Raw genomic sequence first — 3,769 nt, 5'->3', positions numbered from 1 at the left:
ATAGTTTTCTGGTCGGTGCCACCCTGCGGCATGCTGCCGATGATAACAGATGGTGTGCTGCCGCTGCAGATGGTGCTTTGCTGCACCGACACAAAGTTCATCGTGATCGGTTTCACCACCGTCACTTTCACTGCTGCACTCACATGCACCTGGCAGGTGCCGGAGCTTACTTTGCGGCGGAACCAGGTGGTGGTATTGAGTACGCCCGGGTTGTAATGCTGCTCACGGTTATTGCCGCTGGCTGCTTTAAAGCTGTTGCTGGCACCAGTCGTGCTGAACTCCCAGGTATAGGTATAGCTGCCCGTACCACCAGTCGACTCGCTGCCCATCAGGACTGGAGCTTCCGCGTCTTCGCAGATCGGGGCAATGGCGGTAACCGAATTTTGGTCGATGACTGGAGTTACCGTAACAGCAACAGGAGCGGAGGTATGGGAGCAACCAGCCGATAACACCGTTCTTCTGAACCAGGTCGTGCGGTTGAGCGTGCCTGCCTGGTAAGTAGCAGCAGTCGCACCGTTAATGATTTCAAATCCTGTATCAGCGCCTGTCACGCTGGCCTCCCAGCGGTAGGTATAGATGCCGTTGCCGCCGATAGGAGCAGAGCCGGTTAGCAGGGCAGGGGACTGGCCTGCGCAAATTACCGCCACTTCGGTGAGGGTGTTACGGTCGAGTGCTGGCAGAATGGTAACAGTCGCAGCTACCACAGGGCTGTAGCAGCCGTTGGTCACGCCGCGTACATAAAACGTAGTGGTGCCTTCCGGCAGGTTCTGGGCCGTAAAGCTTCTACTTGCCTCCAAAGGCTGCGTAGCTGCTGCATCAGCAAACCACTCATAGGCGCCGGCATTGCCTTCTGCCACCAGTGTCGCGCTGCTGCCAGCGCCACAAAGGGTAACAGGGGCTACCACAGGAACTGGTGTGGCCGGGTATACATCTACTTTAATAGGAGTGCGCACACTGGAACAGCCGCCTTCCACTGTGGTCTGGGCATAAAATGTCGTTGTCTTGTCGAGGGCAGTTGTCTGGTACGTGTTTCCTTCATGCAGCAGGTTACCGCCAGTTGGTTGGTCGTACCACTGCACGCTGCCTTCGGCCTGCAGCACTTGCAGCAGTGCCGGGCTGCCCGGGCAAAGTGTTGCCACCGATTGTATACTCGGCGCAGCTGGCAGATCATTTACAGTTACTGTGATGTTCTCCGCTACCTCACACACACCGGCGCGGTAGGTATAGATCAGGGTGTAGCGCCAACCGCGGCTGGATTGAACTGTCCGTCAGCCGACACATAGTCGGAGCCACTCCATTTGCCACCTTGGTGCGAGGCCTGCAACTGCATGATGCCGCTGTTAAGGCAGACAAACTCTTTCGGTGCGCTCAGCTCAAGCACAGGTATAGCGTCGATGGTAATTTGCTGTTTGGCTGTTTCTGAGTCGCCGCATTCGTTCGAGGCCGTTTACTTTTACTTCGTAAGTACCCGGCTCAGTGAAACGCATGGTTGGGTAGGCTGACCCGGCGTGGGTGTCACCTTCATAAGCCACTTGGCCCGGACCGCTCACCTCCCAACGGTAGGCGCTGATGGTGCCGGACTGGGCATCGTAAACTGGTTGGTGGGCAGCATTGTTTTCTGTGAAGGCGATGGTCTGCGGACCACAGTAGGTTTGTGCCTCCGGTAAGGAGACTAGCGGTTTGTGAATAACGGTGATATTTGTCTCCTGTGTGCTTACAGCAGAGCAAAAGCTACTGGCCAGCAGGGATACGGTATAGGTACCAGACTTGTCGAAGCTGAAAACCGGATTTACAGAGTTGGCATTGGTGCCTTCAGCAAAGCTCCAGCCTTCCTGAGCCGACACGGTCCAGGTATATTTCAGATCTGCACCGGTAGAGTTGTTCTGTGCTCTGAAAATAGAAGGAGCGCACACGCCTCCATCCGGTTTCAGATCAAAAGCTGCTTTTGGAACATCGTTCACCACGATCATCTGCTCCATCACGGTTGGCAAGCAGGTCGAGTTCGGATCAAGCGGATAGGCGGTCAGGCGGACCATGTACTCGCCCAGTTCGTTGAAAACCACATTCGGAGATAGCGTTGTGCCATTGCCTGATGAGAATTTCCAGCCGGTTTCCGGGAAGATCTCCCATTTAACACGGTAGCGATCGTTTCTGGCCGAAGCATCGTAACCGTTTTTGGTCTTATCCTGAAAGCGGACAGGCTCGTTCAAACACACATTGCCAATGGCAAAATCAGCGATAGCCCCTTGGAAATACGGATACCGGTAAAGGTGGCGATTGATTTGTTACACTGATTGATGGCAGTACCTGTCAGTGTGAAGCCATTCGGCTTGTCCTTGGATGACTCCAGGAACTCGTGACGTAAAATGCGGTCGGCGGGCAGCTCGTTGTGTTTGAACACATAAGGTGCCGTGCCATCGTCGAACTGGAAGGTATAGACGGTGTGCGGTGAGTTGCCTTCCACTCCTGTGATCCTGAAACCATAGGATACAGGAGCACAGTCGATGTTATTGCCATCACTGGTGATGCCCAGGCCTGGATTGCTTCCAATGAAAAGCTTTTCGGTAAAGGTGCCCTCGCAGCCGCTGGCGTCGGTGGCAGTTACGGTAATGGTGTACAGGCCAGGAGCTGTGTAGGTATGGCTGGTTCTCTCAAAGTCAGCGCCAAGGGTACTGCTCTTGCCATCGCCCCAACTGATGGTATAGCCCGTGTTAGATGCAGCCGTGGTAGAGGCATTCTCCACCTCCAGCTTGAATGAGTTCGCGCTGCCGGTGTAGCTGCAATAAGTGAAGTCATAAAGCGGGTCTTTGATTGTGGCATCCGGACGGTCGCTTACCCGGGTAGGGGCAGAGGTGGCTGTGCAGCCCTCCTCGTTGGTGGTGGTAACGGTATAGGTGCCTGCCGTTGTAACGGTAATGCTCTGAGTGGTAGCGCCGTTTGACCATTTGTAACTAGCTGCCTGTGTGGCAGTAAGAGTCGTTTCGCCTTCAGCACATAGTGAGGGAGAGCCCGAAATAGTTATAATAGGAGTGCAACTTTGTGCTACGGTTTTTGTACCAAAACACAGCACATAAAGCAGGGTGAGCACAACAAACGTGAGGCTCTTTTGTACCGGTTGCATAAAGGGTTCAGTATAAGTTTGCTATAGATAAATGCTTTTTTATAAAAATGGCTATGGCCGGAAAATTCAATTCAGCTACGCATTGTGTTTTGAGAGAAAAAGAGAGGTATTGTTAACCCTTCCCTATGTCTGTCAACTAGTTAATGAGGTATCAGAAAAATGAATTCTGAGCTCAATAAATATTTATCACCTTAGGCTGAACATTTTCATGGTCTGTCCGTATTGTGCAAAATGTTTTTTGAAGAGACTTGGTTCAAATAATTGTAAATTTTTTATGAATCAAGATTTAAGGCACATCCAGATAAATAGCATTCTATAAAATGCTCCTATCCTGAATTAACGCAAGCTTTCGTTGTTTTCCCATTTCAAGGCATTTGGAACAAATGATGGCGAGATAGCAATGCGTGTCGTTGTATTATTCTTATATGGTATTAAACAGCGAGTGAGGATGGATAGATAATATAATCTAGTAAGCGCTTGAGTAAAAGTTTTTGTTTTTGGTAGAGAAGTTTAAAAAATGATCCTTTTTAGAGTAAGCGAATAAATGTTAATTATTTTTTTAATAAAAAATTCAAGCTCCTAAGTGAAACCTTTTAAGGAATAGCAGTCTTAAAACGGGTGATTTATTGAAATAATTATATAATAAAG

The 3,769-nt window shown here is 50.4% G+C and carries 3 protein-coding genes and 1 pseudogene; all 4 read right to left on the bottom strand.

From position 1 onward, the window contains the following. Positions 1-1,208 (bottom strand): annotated as a pseudogene (locus O71_RS16055) (hypothetical protein); the annotation flags it as partial. A gap of 20 nt (positions 1,209-1,228) precedes the next feature. Then, a complete protein-coding gene (locus O71_RS24005; protein WP_155800961.1) occupies positions 1,229-1,381 on the bottom strand; it encodes a hypothetical protein in 153 nt (50 codons plus the stop codon). Continuing rightward, a complete protein-coding gene (locus tag O71_RS16050) occupies positions 1,374-2,210 on the bottom strand; it encodes a PKD domain-containing protein (RefSeq protein ID WP_007658797.1) in 837 nt (278 codons plus the stop codon). The genes O71_RS24005 and O71_RS16050 overlap by 8 nt, the downstream gene beginning before the upstream one ends. Further along, positions 2,207-3,121 (bottom strand): PKD domain-containing protein, encoded by a 915-nt coding sequence (locus O71_RS16045; RefSeq protein ID WP_007658796.1) that lies wholly within the window; start codon positions 3,119-3,121, stop codon positions 2,207-2,209. The genes O71_RS16050 and O71_RS16045 overlap by 4 nt, the downstream gene beginning before the upstream one ends. Between the last annotated feature and the right edge of the window lie 648 nt (positions 3,122-3,769).

It is taken from the genome of Pontibacter sp. BAB1700 (genome assembly GCF_000277005.1).
Taxonomy (GTDB): domain Bacteria; phylum Bacteroidota; class Bacteroidia; order Cytophagales; family Hymenobacteraceae; genus Pontibacter; species Pontibacter lucknowensis.
Note: the sequence above shows the minus strand (reverse complement) of the source record. Positions and strands in the feature narration are given on the sequence as shown.